This is a genomic window from Pseudomonas sp. LG1E9, assembly GCF_003290225.1.
Classification (GTDB): Bacteria; Pseudomonadota; Gammaproteobacteria; order Pseudomonadales; family Pseudomonadaceae; genus Aquipseudomonas; species Aquipseudomonas cyclaminis.
Genome location: NZ_CP029983.1, coordinates 3,180,601 through 3,194,830, shown reverse-complemented (window position 1 = coordinate 3,194,830; position 14,230 = coordinate 3,180,601). Strand labels below are relative to the sequence as shown.

17 protein-coding genes and 1 pseudogene are annotated in these 14,230 nt (G+C 60.4%); 8 read left to right on the top strand and 10 right to left on the bottom strand.

Annotated features, from left to right (window positions below):
- Positions 1-11 precede the first annotated feature (11 nt).
- On the bottom strand, positions 12-659 hold the full coding sequence (locus DNK50_RS15050; protein WP_112194858.1) for a nicotinamidase: 648 nt from the start codon (positions 657-659) through the stop codon (positions 12-14).
- A gap of 148 nt (positions 660-807) precedes the next feature.
- On the opposite strand from DNK50_RS15050, the gene DNK50_RS15045 reads away from it, so the two are divergent.
- Positions 808-1,500, top strand: coding sequence for an NUDIX hydrolase (locus tag DNK50_RS15045; protein WP_099584219.1), 693 nt, complete (start codon positions 808-810; stop codon positions 1,498-1,500).
- A gap of 71 nt (positions 1,501-1,571) precedes the next feature.
- Here the strand turns inward: DNK50_RS15045 and DNK50_RS15040 are convergent, their stop codons facing one another.
- Positions 1,572-2,345, bottom strand: coding sequence for an L-iditol 2-dehydrogenase (locus DNK50_RS15040; RefSeq protein WP_112194856.1), 774 nt, complete (start codon positions 2,343-2,345; stop codon positions 1,572-1,574).
- Between the two features lie 18 nt (positions 2,346-2,363).
- The gene (locus DNK50_RS15035) at positions 2,364-3,674 is read right to left on the bottom strand and encodes a sugar ABC transporter substrate-binding protein (RefSeq protein ID WP_112194854.1); all 1,311 of its coding nucleotides are present in this window, start codon (positions 3,672-3,674) and stop codon (positions 2,364-2,366) included.
- A 208-nt stretch (positions 3,675-3,882) separates the two neighbouring features.
- On the opposite strand from DNK50_RS15035, the gene DNK50_RS15030 reads away from it, so the two are divergent.
- The 5 genes from DNK50_RS15030 to DNK50_RS15010 all read left to right on the top strand — a co-directional run bounded on the left by DNK50_RS15030 (position 3,883) and on the right by DNK50_RS15010 (position 7,672).
- Positions 3,883-4,821, top strand: a complete 939-nt coding sequence (locus DNK50_RS15030) for an AraC family transcriptional regulator (protein ID WP_112194852.1) — start codon at positions 3,883-3,885, stop codon at positions 4,819-4,821.
- A 155-nt stretch (positions 4,822-4,976) separates the two neighbouring features.
- Positions 4,977-5,924: a nucleoside-specific channel-forming protein Tsx gene (locus tag DNK50_RS15025; RefSeq protein WP_112194850.1), complete on the top strand. Its 948-nt coding sequence runs from the start codon at positions 4,977-4,979 to the stop codon at positions 5,922-5,924.
- A 14-nt stretch (positions 5,925-5,938) separates the two neighbouring features.
- Positions 5,939-6,967, top strand: a complete 1,029-nt coding sequence (locus DNK50_RS15020) for a purine nucleoside permease (RefSeq protein ID WP_112194848.1) — start codon at positions 5,939-5,941, stop codon at positions 6,965-6,967.
- Positions 6,968-7,140: 173 nt separating this feature from the next.
- Positions 7,141-7,383 (top strand): DUF6555 family protein, encoded by a 243-nt coding sequence (locus tag DNK50_RS15015; RefSeq protein WP_099584213.1) that lies wholly within the window; start codon positions 7,141-7,143, stop codon positions 7,381-7,383.
- Positions 7,384-7,399: 16 nt separating this feature from the next.
- Entirely contained in the window at positions 7,400-7,672 is a 273-nt protein-coding gene (locus DNK50_RS15010) for a hypothetical protein (RefSeq protein ID WP_112194846.1), read from the top strand.
- Positions 7,673-7,723: 51 nt separating this feature from the next.
- Here DNK50_RS15010 and DNK50_RS15005 read toward each other — a convergent pair whose 3' ends face one another.
- The 3 genes from DNK50_RS15005 to DNK50_RS14995 all read right to left on the bottom strand — a co-directional run bounded on the left by DNK50_RS15005 (position 7,724) and on the right by DNK50_RS14995 (position 8,929).
- Positions 7,724-7,894, bottom strand: coding sequence for a metallothionein (locus tag DNK50_RS15005; RefSeq protein ID WP_099584211.1), 171 nt, complete (start codon positions 7,892-7,894; stop codon positions 7,724-7,726).
- Positions 7,895-7,983: 89 nt separating this feature from the next.
- Positions 7,984-8,436 carry a DMT family transporter gene (locus tag DNK50_RS15000; RefSeq protein WP_099584210.1) on the bottom strand — a complete coding sequence of 151 codons (453 nt, stop codon included), beginning with the start codon at positions 8,434-8,436 and terminating at the stop codon, positions 7,984-7,986.
- 4 nt (positions 8,437-8,440) lie between these two features.
- A complete protein-coding gene (locus DNK50_RS14995) occupies positions 8,441-8,929 on the bottom strand; it encodes a DMT family transporter (RefSeq protein WP_099584209.1) in 489 nt (162 codons plus the stop codon).
- Between the two features lie 118 nt (positions 8,930-9,047).
- On the opposite strand from DNK50_RS14995, the gene DNK50_RS14990 reads away from it, so the two are divergent.
- Together DNK50_RS14990 and DNK50_RS29170 are read left to right on the top strand one after the other, a co-directional pair.
- Complete coding sequence (locus tag DNK50_RS14990) at positions 9,048-9,980, top strand: LysR family transcriptional regulator (protein WP_099584208.1); 933 nt, start codon at positions 9,048-9,050, stop codon at positions 9,978-9,980.
- A 55-nt stretch (positions 9,981-10,035) separates the two neighbouring features.
- Positions 10,036-10,158, top strand: a pseudogene (locus DNK50_RS29170) (PIN domain nuclease); the annotation flags it as partial.
- A gap of 30 nt (positions 10,159-10,188) precedes the next feature.
- Here DNK50_RS29170 and DNK50_RS14980 read toward each other — a convergent pair.
- The 4 genes from DNK50_RS14980 to DNK50_RS14965 all read right to left on the bottom strand — a co-directional run bounded on the left by DNK50_RS14980 (position 10,189) and on the right by DNK50_RS14965 (position 13,987).
- Positions 10,189-11,508 carry an Nramp family divalent metal transporter gene (locus DNK50_RS14980; protein WP_099584207.1) on the bottom strand — a complete coding sequence of 440 codons (1,320 nt, stop codon included), beginning with the start codon at positions 11,506-11,508 and terminating at the stop codon, positions 10,189-10,191.
- A gap of 40 nt (positions 11,509-11,548) precedes the next feature.
- The gene (locus DNK50_RS14975; protein WP_112194844.1) at positions 11,549-13,102 is read right to left on the bottom strand and encodes a DUF726 domain-containing protein; all 1,554 of its coding nucleotides are present in this window, start codon (positions 13,100-13,102) and stop codon (positions 11,549-11,551) included.
- A 221-nt stretch (positions 13,103-13,323) separates the two neighbouring features.
- The gene (locus DNK50_RS14970) at positions 13,324-13,629 is read right to left on the bottom strand and encodes an XRE family transcriptional regulator (protein WP_112194842.1); all 306 of its coding nucleotides are present in this window, start codon (positions 13,627-13,629) and stop codon (positions 13,324-13,326) included.
- Complete coding sequence (locus tag DNK50_RS14965) at positions 13,622-13,987, bottom strand: type II toxin-antitoxin system RelE/ParE family toxin (RefSeq protein ID WP_112194840.1); 366 nt, start codon at positions 13,985-13,987, stop codon at positions 13,622-13,624. Before DNK50_RS14965 ends, DNK50_RS14970 begins: the two co-directional genes overlap by 8 nt.
- Between the last annotated feature and the right edge of the window lie 243 nt (positions 13,988-14,230).

Genomic DNA, 14,230 nt, shown 5'->3' with positions numbered 1-14,230 from the left:
GGTCAGTCTCCTTAACGCGCGGCCATCGCGGCCAGTTCTTCGCGGGTGCGGCTGATGCTGGCACCGGCCTTGAGCAACTCATTGACGGCATGCTCGCCGCCTTCCTCGCTGATCCCTCGGCACGCCGGCAGGTGCAGCACGACTTCGAGGCCGGCCTTGAGCAATTGCAGGGCGGTGGTCTTGACGCAGAAGTCCAGGGCCAGGCCGCCGACGATTACGCGAGTGACGCCTTGGGCCTTGAGGTACTCGATCACTCCGGTGGACAGCTTGTCGTGCAGGTCGTGGTAGCAGGCACCGTAGGGGTGCAGGTCGGGCTCGACGCCTTTCCAGATGAAGTAGTCGTAGTCATAAGGCGTGGGCAACTCGTCCAGCAAGGTGAAGCCTTCGGTGCCCGGTACGCAGTGACTGACCCACGTAAGGTCGGCGTGGACCAGGCCGGTGGGTTGCAGCATCTCGCTGGGCTTCGCGACCACCCAGGGTGCTTGCGGGGTATGGGCATCCTTGCTGCCGACGCGATGGCCGGCGAGGCTGGCCATGTAATTGAGTTCGGCGCCGATCAGGTCACCACCGGCCACAGGCAACTCGTTGGGGCACAGCGGCGTGAAGCTCTTCTGGGCGTCGACATCAAAGGATGCAATAGCAGTTTTCGAGAGGGTCATGGCGGTTCTCCTGTGGCCCGGCAACAAAAGTACATGTCATGTACTCTCATTGCAAGAAACATTTGCTTATCTATTCTCTATCGAGAACATGACATATCTTTTCGATCCGTTAGACTGAGCCCTCTTCGCCGTTCAGAAGGATGTTCACATGCCCCTTAGCGCCTACCTCCATACCGTCGACCTCTGCGTGCTGTTTTACTGCCGCGCGGCCGGTGAACTGAAACTGCTGCTGAACAAGCGCGACGCCGAGCCCTTCGCCGGGCATTGGGCGCTGCCGGGTGTGGTGGTGAATGGCGGTGTGCAGGACCTGAGCCTCAAGGATGCCGTGGAGCGGTTGCGCGCCAGTGACAAGGTCGGACTAAAACTGGCCTGGAGCGAGCAAGTGGGCACGGTGGGCGATGCGTTTCGCGACCCGCGCTGCTGGTCGTCGTCCACGTACTACCTGGCGATCCTGGCGGATGAGGTGGTCTTGGCTGACCATCAGGCGTGGTTTTCGTTGAGCGCAGTAGCTGACGGGAGCATCAAGCTGCCGTTCGATCACAACCTGATCGTGGCGGCGGTGCAGGAGCGGCTGGTATCCAAATCGCTGTACAGCAGTTTGCCACTGATGTTCCTGGGCGATGAATTCAGCGCGCCGCAAGCGACGACGATCTTTTCCCTGGTGCTGGAACGCCCGGTGCTGAAGACCAGTATCCGCCAGCGGTTATTGAAGCTGACCGAGGCGGGGTATCTGCGGGAGACGGGGCGCAAGAAGCAGGGTGAAGGGGGCAGGCCCCAGGCGACGCTAGAGAACCTCAAGCCTGGAGCGGTGTATTTTTTTGATCGCAGTTTTGCCGAGTGAACCCGCTATAAACAGGCGAACACTTGTGGCGAGCAGGCTCGCCACAATGATCACATTCCAAATCCGCGTTTTTAATTCATCCAGTTGCCGCCATCGACGTTGTAGGTCTGGGCCACCACGTAGTCGGCATCCTTGGACGCCAGGAAGATCGCCATTCCGGTCAGGTCCTCTGCGGTGCCCATTCGCCCGAACGGCACCTCGTCCCCTACCCGCTTCTTCTTCTCGCCGGGCGCCAGGCCTTCATGCCTGGCAAACAGCGCATCCACCCCATCCCAATGCTCACCGTCCACCACACCCGGTGCGATGGCGTTGACGTTGATGCCCTGCTTGATCAGGTTCAACCCCGCCGACTGCGTAAGGCTGATCACCGCCGCCTTGGTCGCGCAGTACACCGCGACTAACGGCTCACCCCGCCGCCCGGCCTGGCTGGCCATGTTGATGATTTTGCCGCCATGGCCCTGGCTGATCATCTGCCGGGCGGCGGCCTGCAGGGTGAACAGCGTGCCGGCGACGTTGATCGCGAACAGCCGCTCGAAGCTGTCGCGGGTGATGTCGACGATGGGCGCCAAGTCGAACAGCGCCGCGTTGTTGACCAGAATATCCAACTTGCCTGCATGGGCCACCACGGCGGCAATTGCGCCATCAATGGAGGCCTGGTCGGTGACATCCATCGCTACCGCATAGGCCTGCGGGCCCAGTTCGGCGGCGGTTTGCCCGGCGCGTTGCAAGTTGATGTCGGCGATGGCAACCGTCGCGCCTTCATTGATATAGGCCTGGGCAAACGCGCGGCCAATCCCCCGCGCCGATCCAGTGATCAGCGCGCTTTTACCTTCCAGTCGTTTCATGGGTGGTGTCCGTCAAGGTTACTTGGGATAGCCGGCGCGTTTCATTTCGCGCTCGGTGGTGGACTGCGCCTGCACCAAGGCCTGGTCAACCGTCATGCCGCCGGTGAGCGCTGCTGAAAACAGCTTGCCGACCGAGGTGCCGATGGCCTGGAACTCGGGGATGGTCACGTACTGAATGCCCACGTACGGCACCGGCTTGGCTGAAGGATGGGCGGGATCGGCGTGTTTCATCATCTCCAGGGTCACCTGGGCAAACGGCGCGGCCTTGAGATATGCCTCGTTGTAGGTGGACTGGCGCGTGCCCGGCGGTACGTTGGTGATGCCCTCTTTGTCGGCGACCAGTTGGATGTAGTCCTTGGAGGTGGCCCAGGTGATAAAGGCCTTGGCGGCGTCCTTGTGCTTGGAGGTGGCCGGGATCGCCAGGGACCAGGCGTAGAGCCAGGACGACCCTTTGTCGGTCACTTCGGTAGGCGCTGCGGCGAAACCGACAGTGTCGGCGACCTTGCTCTGGCTGGCATCTGTGGTGAAAGAGCCGGCGACGCTGGCGTCGACCCAAATCGCGCACTTGCCGCTGTTGAACAGCGCCAGAGTTTCGTTGAAGCCGTTGCTGGACACACCGGGCGGGCCGTATTGCTTGAGGGTGTTGACGTAGAAGTTGGCGGCGGCCTTCCATTCGGGGCTGGTCAGCTCGGGCCTCCATTGTTCGTCGAACCAGCGTGCGCCAAAGGCGTTGGCCATGGTACTCAGCAACGCGATGTTCTCCCCCCAGCCAGCCTTGCCCCGCAGGCACATGCCGTACTGACCTTGGTCCTTGGCGGTGAGCTTGGCGGCGAACTCGCCGAGTTGGCTCCAGGTGGGGTGCGCAGGCATGCTCAGTCCGGCACGCTTGAACAGGTCGGTGCGGTAGTAGGTGACGGTGCTTTCGCCATAGAACGGCAAGGCGTAGAGGGTGTTATTCACCGACAGGCCCTGGCGTACAGAGGGGAAAATATCGTCGACGTCGTAATCGGCCGGCAGTTCGCTCAGCGGTTCCAGCCAGCGTTTGGCGCCCCACAACGGGGTTTCGTAAGTGCCGATGGTCAGCACATCGAACTGCCCGCCCTGGGTGGCGATGTCGGTGGTGAGGCGTTGGCGCAGAACGTTTTCTTCGAGCACCACCCAATTGAGTTTGATGTCCGGGTGCTGCTGTTCAAACACCTTGGACAGGCGCTGCATGCGGATCATGTCGCTATTGTTGACCGTGGCAATCGTCACGGTATCAGCGGCGTGGCCAGGCAGAGCCAAAGCCAGGCCGGACAGCAGGAACAGTGCTTTGGGAAGCGTTGACATGGCGGTTTCCACCTGTTGTTTTTGTTGTTGAGCACCGATTACAGCAGCTCGGCCAAGCCCCCACAAACGCTTGACGAATGCCTGACTGATACTTTTTTAACCGCAACTCCAGGATCAAAAAAGCATCAGTGCCGGGTAAAGGCAGGGGTAGCACGCCCCCTGCAAACCCGCGTATTTTGGCGTGACCCAATGCACAAGAGGCAGCACCATGCCCGTCAGCCGCGCCACACTGTTCGAGCACCGCCCCGCCGAACTGGAAGTGATCCTGCCCGAGCCGGACCACTGCTTCCGCTGGTTCGAACACGACTATCCCTTTGACCTGGCGCGCTGGAACCACCACCCCGAATTTGAAATCCACCTGATCCGCCAAGGCAGCGGCAAGCTGGTGGCGGGCGACTATATCGGTGCCTTCAACGCCGGCCATGTCGCGTTGATCGGCCCTGACCTGCCCCACGACTGGATCGGCGAGCTGGCCCCCGGCGAACACCTGAGCGGGCGCGACGTGGTGCTGCAATTCGACGGCGCCGCCCTGCTCGCCCTGCGCAGCACCCTGCCGGAACTCGGTGACTTGCAACCGCTGTTCGAACAGGCCCGGCGCGGCCTGGAGTTCAGCGGCGACTGCGCCGTACAGGCGGCGCAGCTGATGGAGGTCATCGGCAGCGCCCATGGCCTGCAACGGCTGATCCTGTTCCTGCAACTGCTAGACACCCTGAAAAACGCGCTGCCCGCCCAGGTCAAGTCGCTGGCCAGCCCCTGCTATGCGCCCACCCTGGACGCCCGCAGTGCTGAACGCATCAACAAGGCATTCGATTACCTGATGCGCGAACTCACCGGCGACGTGCGCCTGTCGGTCATTGCCCAGCAACTGGAGATGAGCGAACCGGGATTCTCGCGGTTTTTCAAACGCAACACCGGCCACGGGTTTATCGACCTGATGCGCAAATTTCGCGTACAGCGCGCTTGCCGACTGTTGCTGCACACCGAGCGGTCGGTGGCAGATATCTGCTTTGAAGTGGGCTACGCCAACCTGTCCAATTTCAACCGACACTTTCGGATCGAGATGAACCAGACGCCGAGCGAATATCGCCGCGAAACCGCGCTGCACCTGTTCAATCCCATCGCAAAAATGACACCCAGTCATTTCTGATCAAAAGGTCGACTAATTTGTCTTTTTCCTAGGGCATTCAAGCCATTGAGCAAAGTTGGTACAGCCTGTGCAAACGTTTGCGGTACGAACTTGTCCGCCAAGTTCACCATGACCTGAGGAATCGGGTTCCAACCGCGTACGAATAGGGATTTTCAATGCACCTAACCTCAAGGCCGCGTGCCTGCTTTGGTGTTTCCTTGCTACTGGCCGCCGTTACGGGAGTACTCAGCGCACCCATTTTGGCGCAGGAAACACCCGCCGATGACTCAGCACAGGGCGAAACCCTCAGCCCTGAAGCCACCCAATCGAACAAAGGCCCGTATCTGTCGGAGTGGTTCAACCAGGACCTGACGCTGATCGGCAGCAAAGACATCAGCTTCGGCCCCAAGCCATCCGATGACATTTACCTGGAATACGAGTACTTCGGTCGCAAGGGCCCTTTCGAGCTGTATGGCTACATCGACGTGCCAAAGATCCTCGGCATCGGTAACAGCAATGACAAAGGCGTCTGGGACCACGGCTCGCCAGTGTTCATGGAGCATGAACCGCGTATTTCCATCGACTACCTGGCCGGTCGCAGCCTGGCCATCGGCCCGTTCAAGGAATGGTACGTGGCGTTTGACTGGATCTACGACCACGGCAGCAACAAGGAAAACCGCGCCAACACCCTGTACAGCGGCCTGGGCACCGACATCGACACCCATTCGCGGGTCAACCTGTCGGCCAACTTCTATGGGCGCTATCAGTGGGAAAACTACGGTGCGAGCAATGAATACTCATGGGACGGCTACCGCGCCCAGATGAAGTACATCGTGCCCATCGGCAAGTTCGACAACGGCGCCTCGCTGACTTACATCGGCTTCACCAACTACGATTTCGGCTCCGACCTGCACAAGGACAACCCGGCGCGCACCGCCAATTCCCTCGTGGCAACCAACGTGCTGCTGTACTCGTTTACCCACCTGCGCTTCACCCTGGTGGGCCGCTACTTCCATAACGGCGGCAACTGGGAGGATGGCAGCGAGTTGAATTTCGGCGAAGGCAACTTCCGCGCCCGCTCTGACGGCTGGGGCTACTACGCCGGTGTCGGTTACCAATTCTGATCAAGGAGCATGAGATGAACACGTTTACCCGTCTATCGATGGCCGTCGGCCTGGCCCTGATGCCGCACCTGGTGCTGGCAGATACCCCGGCACCGATCAAACCCAAAGTGATGCTGATCACCATGTTCGCCCCCGAGGCGCAAACCTGGATCGACCGCCTGCAACTCAAGCAGGAAGTGCGCGTGCCGGGCCTGTCCGCTGAATACCCGGTGATCCGCTGCAACACCCAGGACGTGTGCCTGCTGGTCACCGGCATGGGCCAGACCAACGCTGCCGCCTCCACCCTTGCCCTGGCGCTGTCGCCCAAGTTCGACCTGCGCCAGAGTTACTTCCTGATCGCCGGGATCGCCGGCATCAGCCCCAAGCACGGCACCATCGGCACTGCCGCCTGGGCGCATTACCTGGTGGAGTTTGGAACGCAGTGGGAGCTGGACTCGCGAGATGCGCCCAAGGATTGGCCAACCGGCTATCTGGGCATCAACACCAAAGGCCCCAACGAAAAACCGCCGCTGGACTACAAGACCGAAGTGTTTGAGCTCAACCCAAAGCTGCAGGCCAAGGCGTTTGCCTTGTCGCAAAAAGTCGAGCTGACGGAAAGCAAAGAATCGGCCGCCTGGCGCAAGCATTATCCTGCCGCCCCGGCCAACCAGCCGCCGCAAGTCACCCGCTGCGACACGCTGGCGGGCAACACCTGGTTCTCCGGCACGCGCCTGAGCGAACGTGCCGAGGTCTGGACCAAGCTGCTCACGGACAACAAAGGCGAATACTGCACCACCCAGCAGGAAGACAACTCCACCTACGAGGCCCTGCTGCGGGCCAGTCGTGAAGGGTTGGTGGATATTCAGCGCTTGGCCGTGGTGCGGGCAGGTTCCGATTTCGACCGGCCTTACCCTGGCTACAGCGAGGTGGATAACCTGCTCAAGTATGCCGACCAGGGCGGGTTCGCGCCGGCGTTGGAAAACCTGTACCGCACGGGCAATCCGTTGGTACAGGCAATCCTCAACAACTGGTCGGCCTGGGAAAAAGCTGTTCCCGACGCATGATCAGTGCAATCAAGGCAGCAGGATGATCTTGTCCGGGCTGCCTTGATTCACGCCTTGGGGGTTCACGTCAATCCAGGACGACCCGCAATGGTAATGACCACCGCTCGGCAATCCGAGTGAATTTTTAGCGCTGGGGGCGATCACTTGCTTACACCTCCAGGGTTGATGGACCAATGAATAACGCGAAACTGTTTGTGATCGACTACACCCTCCATGGCGAAGCCAAGTCATTCATTATCCGCCTGGAAAAACTCGATGCCGCCGAAGCCTGGCATTGGGCCAGCTGTGATGCCGGCGTGGGTCGTATTGGCCGTTTCGCCCGCGAACAGGTCAAGAAAACCAGCCAGGCTCAGGCCGAGAAATTTGGCATTACCCATGTGCAATGGCGCCGCTCGGACGCGCGCGCCCAGGCTTGAACAAGGAGAAATACCCATGGATTCACGCCCTCAAGTCAATGGCAAGGCTCGAATTGATTACACCCAGGACACCCTGTTTGGGCCACAGGCCAGACATGCTGAATGCCAGGTGAGCGTGCAGCACAAACCGGACAGGCTGGTGCTGAAGGTTTTCCAGCCGCTTCCGGATGATCTGCATGCTGCGAAAACGGTGGTGTTTGCGTTGGAGGGGCGGCGAACCAGCGGGGTAGTCAGAGGTCGGCAGCGCCTGTCGGACCATAGCCTCAGGCTGGAACTGGAAACCCAATAGCCGCTTCCAGACAGATCAAATGCGGGAGCGGTTTAACCGCTCCCAGCGCGTTCAGCCGTGGGCCGACTTGGCGCACTCGCAACCAGTCGCCGCAGCACACGGCTCACCATGGGCATGATGCTCCGCGCAGCCCTGGCAGCAATAGCCTTTACCGTCTTTCATCACAGCATCGACACCCAGTACACACTTGCAGTGTGGGCAGGCACAGGTTTGATCTGGCATGGTCAGACTCCTTCTTCATGGTCGTCTCGGTACGGCGAGCGCCGGCACCTTTAGCAATGACTGCCGGCTCACGCAGATCGTTCAAACCATCAGTCAGTGCGCGTATTACTGCGATACATGAATACCAGCGCCAGCGCGAGACACACCATCGCCAGCAGGCGACCGCCCGACAATTCGATGGCCGGGTTGCCCAGCCAGCCAAAGTTGTCGATCAGCATGCCCATGCCCAACTGCCCCGTGATCACCGCCACGGTCGCCACCGCCGTGCCGACCACCGGCACCGCACCGACCATCACCATCATGTACACCACACCGAACAACGCGCCGGTCAGTTGCCATTTAGGCACATCCAGCAGGCTCACGGCCTGTGCCGGTTCAAAGAAGAAAATCAACAGCGCGGTAGTGAGCGCGCCTACCGCGAAGGTCAGCAAACTGCTGCGCAATACACCGACTGTCTGGCCCAGACGGCCATTGATCGCCGCCTGCACACTCAATACCGCACCGGCCGCGATGACCACTACCAACAACAGAATCAGATTCATCGTCTTAACCTCGTGCAATCAGAACAAGTGCCACCACAATCAGCGCCAATGCGATCCAGCGCTCACCATTGACCCGCTTGCGCGCTGTGCCAAACCAGCCGAAGTGGTCGATCAACACGCTTTTGCCCACCTGACCGGACAGTATCGCGATCATGGTCATCGCAATGCCGATGTGCGGCGTGGCCAGGGTCAGCACCACCACGTACATCGGCCCCAGGAAGCCACCGATCAACTGCCAGCGCGGCAAGTCAGTGAGCGCCGGGCCTTTTTGCGGGCCGCTGAACAGCAGCAGCAGGAACAGAATCGCCGAACCCACGCCAAAGATGCTCAAGGTCGCCCACAGATGCCCCACCTGCACACCCAACGGGCCGAGCAAACCGGCCTCCACCGACAAGCCCATACCGGCAAGGATCACCAGCGGCAACAGCAGCAACCGCAGAAGGTTTTTTTTCGGCGTGGCGTTCGCCGCACCCTCGATAGAACTGGCCTGCATACATCACCTGCGCATCAACAAATGGATTAATGGCGCGCATTATCCAGTGGCCGTCCTGTGCGATAAATGGGAGCATACCAACAACACCTTTGCGCAAAACGCACAGCCTGGAGCCATGATGCAGGGTTTGAATGAATTGAGTTTCAAGGCGCTCCGCCTGTTCGTCGCGGTGCTGGACCACGGCAGCTTCTCTGAAGTGGCGCGCCGCGAAGGCCTGGCGCCCTCCTCGATCTCCCGCCAGATCCAGCTGATGGAACAGGCCCTGGGGCAACAGTTGTTGTATCGGCACACCCGTGCTGTCAGCCCCACCGAGGCTGGGCGTCTGCTCGGGCGGCACGCGCGCCTGATGCTCGAACAGCTGGAGTCCGCCGGCCAGGCCCTGCAGGAACAGGAAAGTGAGCCCAGCGGCCTGGTGCGGATCAATGCACCGATGGTATTCGGCCAGCGTCACCTCTCCCCCTGGCTGGGTGAGTTGTGCCGCCGCTACCCCAAGCTGCAACTGGACATCCAGCAAACCGACACCTACGTCGACCCGCTGCAAGATGGCACCGACCTGCTGTTTCGCATCGGCGTGCTCAACGACTCCGGCATGCAGGCCCGCATCTTCGCGCCCCAGCGCTTTCGCATCGCGGCCAGCCCGGCTTACCTGGCAAAGCACGGCACGCCCGTGCACCCCGACGAACTGATCAACCACCAATGCCTGGCCTACAAGGGCGTCACCGGCCAACAACGCTGGTTCTTCCGTCGTGACCAGGGCGACTGGACGCCCTACAGCGTCAAAGGCCCGATCACCGGCAACCACGCCGATACCCTCACCCACGCTGCCGAGCAAGGCTTGGGGCTGGTGGTGTTTCCGTCCTGGCTGATCGGCGAAAGCCTGCGCGCTGGCACCTTGCAGGCAGTGCTGACGGAATACGAGGTAGCGACCACGCTGGAGCCGCAGCAGATTGCGGCGTTGTGGCCGGGGAGTCGGCGCTTGTCGCTGAAGGTGAGGACGGTGATTGATTACTTTGTGGAGTGTTTCGGCGCCGTGCCTTATTGGGATCGTTGAGGATTTTTCCTATTTAACGAGGTGGGGGGTTTCTGATTTTACGGGCCATTATTTTATTCTGCTGTGGGCACTGGCGGATGACCCCAGGCTATCCAGCAAAGCCCGGAAACTGATTGAGAATGCAGCAGAGATTTACGTCAGCGCCCTCGCCCAGTACACGCCCCTGGCGATTCAGGTGTAAGCCACCAAAGCCGCTCGTACGGTCAATTCAAAACACCCACTGCCCAATCAACCATGCGTTCGCACCACTGATCACCGCAAACAGGAACCACACCAGCACCCGTGTCGGCAGGCTGTTCACAAACGGCCCCATCAGTTGCTTGTCGCCGGTCATGCGAATCAGCGGATACAGCGCAAACGGCAATTGCAGGCTCAGCACCACCTGGCTCAGGATCAGTAATTTGCCGATGGCATCGTCGCCCATCAGCCAGACCCCGAGGAACGCCGGGATCAGCGCCAGCCCACGGGTAATCAGCCGCCGCTGCCAGCAGGGAATGCGCAGGTTCAGGTAGCCTTCCATGATCACTTGCCCGGCGATGGTGCCGGTAAAGGTCGAGCTCTGCCCGGACGCGAGCAAGGCAACCCCGAACAGGATACTGGCGAACGCGCCACCTACCAGCGGGTCCAGCAGGTGGTAGGCATCCTGGATTTCCACCACATCGGTATGGCCGGTCTTGTGGAACGCGGCGGCGGCGAGTACCAGAATCGCAGCATTGACCAGCAAGGCCAGGGCCAGGGAGCCGATGGTGTCGATGCGCGCCAGCTTGACCGCGTCCTGTTTGCTGGCCAGGTCTTTGCCGATCAACCGGGTCTGCACGATTGAGCTGTGCAGGTAGAGGTTATGGGGCATCACCGTGGCGCCCAGGATGCCGATGGCCAGGTACAGCGGCGCGGCATCGCTGATGGCCGACAACGACGGTGTGAAGCCGCTGAATACGTCCGGCCAATACGGTTTGATCAGTACCAGTTCGATAAAGAAACACACGCCGATGGTCGCCACCAGCGCCAGCATGATCGCTTCGAGACGGCGGAAGCCCCGGTTTTGCAGGGCCAGGATCAGGAGCGTATCAAAGGCCGTGATCACAATGCCGGTGGTCAGGGAAACGCCCAGCAACAGGTGGAACGCCAGGGCACAGCCGAGCACTTCGGCCAGGTCGGTGGCGATGATGGAGATTTCCGCCAGCGCCCATTGGGTGCGGGCGGAACGTTTGCTGTAGCGCTCACGGCACAGTTGCGCCAAGTCCTTGCCAGTGGCGATGCCCAGTCGCGAGCACAGGCACTGCACCGCCATTCCCGCCAGGCTGGCCAACAACACCACAAACAACAGGCTGTAGCCATAGCGCGAACCGGCCTCGATGGCCGTTGCCCAGTTGCCGGGATCCATGTAGCCGATGGAGATCAGCAGGCCGGGGCCGGCAAACATGAGGGCGCGCTTGAAAAACGAAGCCTTGGGGTCGACGGCGACGGAGCCGGCCACTTCTGGCGGGCAGAACGGGGCGGTAGCAATTTTCGGCAGGCTGAATTTCACGCGGTATCCCAGGCAAACACACTCGACAGCGCGCAGCTTATCAGTCGGACGCGACCGTGCGCATCACCGTGTCCCGCGGCAGGTCAAACGCCTCCACCACCTGCACCACCAGGTCCATCTCCTGGTTCAGCGCCTCTCGTTCCATGCGCTGACGAATCACACCGATCACCAGCACCGCCAGGGTGGTGATCGAATACGCTGGCCCGGAAAACGCCCGCACCCCACTCACCAGCAGCATCGCTGCCGCCAGTGCCTGCCCCACTACCGGAATCGCCGTGGCCGCACCACGACGCAAGATAAACCCGGTCAGGCCCGCCAGCGCTGTACCGCTCAAGGCCGTGGTGGCCGAGCGCCCCACATCGAAACGCTTGAACAGCCCCTGTTCTTTCTGCGCGGCTGCCTTGAGCTCGGCGTCGAACACCTGCCGGTCGGCGTTACTGAGCTTGTCCTTGTACTGCTCGATCAACTTTTGCGCGACCTGGGTTTCGATGTCTGCCAGCACCACGGATTCGAGCGGCTCGTCAAACTTGATCCCGAGGCGTTGCGCCACATCTTCGGCGATCTGGCGATAACTCACGCCATGCCCACGGGCCAGGTTCATAAAGCTATCGCCGCCCATGCACTGCAACTCGATAGCCAGCTTGAGCGGCTCGCGCACCGAAGCATCAATCGATGCACTGCGCTTTTGCGCCATCAATTCGGCGAGGAACTTCAACTCCTCCGGCCGCGCCTGCAGCAGTACCGGGAACAGCTCCGCATCTTCCTCGGCAAAGCGCGCCTCGCTGCTGCGCTGGTCGGAGCGGATCATGCCGCGCCGTTCGTGCAACAGATCGGTGTACTGCACCACCGTCTGCAACTGCGGCCAATAAGCGGTGTGGTCGAATGTTGCGAGGTGCACATTGGTGACCTTGGCCTTGAGCGCCGGCGTGACCGCAATCGCGTAACGACCAATGCAGCGCTCCGTATCCGGCTTCATGGCCAGCGCCCAATCCTTGCTGGAATGGCAGTTGATCAGGCGTCCCTTGAGCGGCGCCGACACCTCACTCCACGGGCTCGACGTGCAGATCGCGCCGCCCATCAACAGCAGATTGTCCAACGGCAGTTCCCGCGCGGTTTCAGGGCTGGCCAGCAGGCTCTTGACCAGAATCCGCGCGCCCAGGGAATGGCCGATCAGGTTGATACGCCGCACGTCCAGCGACTCAGCGTGCAGGTAGGCCGCCAGCTCCGGCAGCAAACTCTTGGCCACTTCGTCTACCCGAGCCTCGACACTTTTGTAGTGATCGAGGAAATAGGCAATCGCCTTGCCGACGCCAACAGTCGCCGCACCGACGCTGCCGCCGCCGAGCACCGCGCCGATCACGTCCTTGACGGGCGCGAACAGGTTTTCCAGGAAGTGCCCCGCCGGCCAGAACAGCATCAGGTTGGTAGAGCCTTCGATACCCGCCAGCTGCGCCTTGAAATTGCCCAGTTGTTGCCGATTGAAGAACGCCGAATACCCGTGAACATAGAGATTGAGCACATCCCCCTGAGGCTCGCCGCACATTACGAACGTGGGCTTGCGGGTGCGGTGCATTTCATCCCACTGGTGTTGCATGGGGCGGTGACTCCTGGTGACAAGGGTGGCGATAGTAACAAAGCGAGGACCGCAGGGAGGTGAATCCTGACCGACGTGGCAACAGCAAAGGCCTGAGCAAGGGCGACACATCAAATACCTGACAGCGCGCCTGATGCTTGCCGGGTGTCTTGCCATGATACCGACAGAAAAATAATCGCGAATGAAAAAGCCCGGCACTCGGCCGGGCTAATGCAACAGGTTCAATATGCAAAATTGTCGATTTTTACCTGTCCATCAGGGAACGTCGCAATAATCTCCAGCTCTCCGCCCATTGCGCGGATGTAATCACGCAAGGTGCTGATGTACATGTCTGTGCGCCGCTCCATCTTGGAAACGGCGGCCTGGTTGATATTCAGCGCTTTGGCCAGGCTCTCCTGGCTCAGCTGCTGAGCCTTGCGCAGCTCGTGCAGCGGCATTTGCTTCAAGTGTTGCTCAAACAACTGCTTGGCTTCGGCGCGGGACTCCGGCGTCATGCGTGCTTGAAGTTCAGCGAATTTTTTAGCCATGGTGACGACCCTCTTGACTCAACATGTTCAAATGTACGTCGTACAACTTTTCTGCCAGCGGAACGTGCTTCTCATACCATCGGTGGTGCCCGGTCTTATCCCCGCCGATGAGCAATATCGCGCACCGCCGTGGATCAAAGGCGTACAACACTCGGTAAGGTCGCCCGGCATGCTGAATCCGTAGCTCCCGCAGATGTCCGTGCCGCGAGCCTTTGAGATCGCTGGTGTGGGGATAGCGCAAGCCCGGCCCGAAAAGCCCCAGCAGATCAACACTGGCAGATACCGACACTTGCTCATTAGTAAGCAGGCCATCCCACCAGCCTGCGAATTCATCCGTGTATTCAATGTCCCAGTCCATGCAAATATGCCACCCAAGGAATATAAACTCAAGAACGTAAAACTAGGTTTGAAGCTGCCAGGCTTCCACTCGCAATCCACGACAAATTGTTTGTATATCCTTCGAAGACGCCAGCAGGCAGCTCATTGCGCGGTAAGGAGCCGCGAGACACCGACGACATTCACCGCAAAAACACAATTTTCAAAATGTAAAAAGCGCTCTAATACCCGCCTGTTGACTGGTTTTGAATATCCTGGAGTTCGC

Bases quoted from the DNA above. Each gene is read 5' to 3' on its own strand.
- DNK50_RS15050 (WP_112194858.1), bottom strand. From the start codon at position 659: ATGACCCTCTCGAAAACTGCTATTGCATCCTTTGATGTCGACGCCCAG.
- DNK50_RS15045 (WP_099584219.1), top strand. From the start codon at position 808: ATGCCCCTTAGCGCCTACCTCCATACCGTCGACCTCTGCGTGCTGTTT.
- DNK50_RS15040 (WP_112194856.1), bottom strand. From the start codon at position 2,345: ATGAAACGACTGGAAGGTAAAAGCGCGCTGATCACTGGATCGGCGCGG.
- DNK50_RS15035 (WP_112194854.1), bottom strand. From the start codon at position 3,674: ATGTCAACGCTTCCCAAAGCACTGTTCCTGCTGTCCGGCCTGGCTTTG.
- DNK50_RS15030 (WP_112194852.1), top strand. From the start codon at position 3,883: ATGCCCGTCAGCCGCGCCACACTGTTCGAGCACCGCCCCGCCGAACTG.
- DNK50_RS15025 (WP_112194850.1), top strand. From the start codon at position 4,977: ATGCACCTAACCTCAAGGCCGCGTGCCTGCTTTGGTGTTTCCTTGCTA.
- DNK50_RS15020 (WP_112194848.1), top strand. From the start codon at position 5,939: ATGAACACGTTTACCCGTCTATCGATGGCCGTCGGCCTGGCCCTGATG.
- DNK50_RS15015 (WP_099584213.1), top strand. From the start codon at position 7,141: ATGAATAACGCGAAACTGTTTGTGATCGACTACACCCTCCATGGCGAA.
- DNK50_RS15010 (WP_112194846.1), top strand. From the start codon at position 7,400: ATGGATTCACGCCCTCAAGTCAATGGCAAGGCTCGAATTGATTACACC.
- DNK50_RS15005 (WP_099584211.1), bottom strand. From the start codon at position 7,894: ATGCCAGATCAAACCTGTGCCTGCCCACACTGCAAGTGTGTACTGGGT.
- DNK50_RS15000 (WP_099584210.1), bottom strand. From the start codon at position 8,436: ATGAATCTGATTCTGTTGTTGGTAGTGGTCATCGCGGCCGGTGCGGTA.
- DNK50_RS14995 (WP_099584209.1), bottom strand. From the start codon at position 8,929: ATGCAGGCCAGTTCTATCGAGGGTGCGGCGAACGCCACGCCGAAAAAA.
- DNK50_RS14990 (WP_099584208.1), top strand. From the start codon at position 9,048: ATGCAGGGTTTGAATGAATTGAGTTTCAAGGCGCTCCGCCTGTTCGTC.
- DNK50_RS14975 (WP_112194844.1), bottom strand. From the start codon at position 13,102: ATGCAACACCAGTGGGATGAAATGCACCGCACCCGCAAGCCCACGTTC.
- DNK50_RS14970 (WP_112194842.1), bottom strand. From the start codon at position 13,629: ATGGCTAAAAAATTCGCTGAACTTCAAGCACGCATGACGCCGGAGTCC.
- DNK50_RS14965 (WP_112194840.1), bottom strand. From the start codon at position 13,987: ATGGACTGGGACATTGAATACACGGATGAATTCGCAGGCTGGTGGGAT.